Here is a 1,055-nt window from a genome sequence, read left to right as displayed (position 1 = left end):
GGAGCTGATCGGCCGCAATCAGCGCCTCGAAGCCGACCGACTTCTTACCAGAGCCGTATCCAAAGTCGTCGAGCGGATCGACGAATTCGACCCACTGGACTTGCCTCTGCCCAGTGCTCCCGATGGCAAGGTCGTAATTCTTGCAAATATGGATCTCGCGCAATGCGTGCATTATAGAGTGGAACAAAAAGGGTTCCTGCTTCGAAAGCTCGGACGCTCCTATCGAATTTACTCCGAAAACGACATAGACGAATTTATTTCGGCGATTCCCGGCGCGGCCGCCGTCATTTTCCATCGGATCATGGCCAAACCGAAAAATGTGCGTGCGATCCGATTCGCACGCGCGATTGGAATCCCGACCTATTACGACATGGACGACCTCGTGTTTGATCAAAAGGAATATCCTGAGCCATTCGAAACTTACGGCGCGATCAATTCGGCATTCTACGAATTACTTCAGTATTCCACCGCTCTCTTTCGCGAGGCGATCGCGCTATGTGATTACGGGATAGCCTCTACCACCGTACTTGCCGCGCATATGGAGCCTCTCGTCCAAAAGCGTGAGGCGTTTGTCTTACCGAACGGGCTCGATCAACGAAATTTGGCGTATCTCATCGATCGGCCGAAGCGAATTCGAAGGGATGATTCGATCGTCATCTTCTACGGCTCCGGAACAAAGGCCCATAACACAGATTTTATCGAAATGGCCGGTCCATCCATCAAATATATCCTGAACAAATATCGCCACGTTAGGCTCGTCATCGCGGGATACCTCGCCCTGGATGCGTCATTCGACGCCTTCGGCGAACAAATCGTGTGCGTCGGCTGGCTTCCAAATATAAATTCCTACTGGTCGTTGCTCGCCGAAGCGGACATCAATATCGCAGTTCTCGCGCCCGGGGCGACGACAGACGCAAAAAGCGAGATCAAATGGCTCGAGGCTGCGGCCCTCGGTATCCCGTCTGTCGTCAGCGGCACCGCTCGCTATCGCGAAGTGCTCGAAGACGGCGTCGACGTGATAATCGCCAATAGTCCCGACGAGTGGACTACATCGC

At 53.6% G+C, this 1,055-nt stretch carries 1 protein-coding gene; it reads left to right on the top strand.

All coding sequences use genetic code 11. The features are described 5' to 3' along the window. Positions 1–1,055, top strand: a 1,055-nt coding sequence (locus tag A1351_RS08185) for a glycosyltransferase (RefSeq protein ID WP_157096203.1), incomplete at both ends; no start/stop codon positions are given.

Source organism: Methylosinus sp. R-45379 (assembly GCF_001644125.1).
Classification (GTDB): domain Bacteria; phylum Pseudomonadota; class Alphaproteobacteria; order Rhizobiales; family Beijerinckiaceae; genus Methylosinus.
The sequence above is the reverse complement of the archived record's forward strand: the minus strand, read 5'-3'. Positions and strand labels throughout refer to the sequence as shown.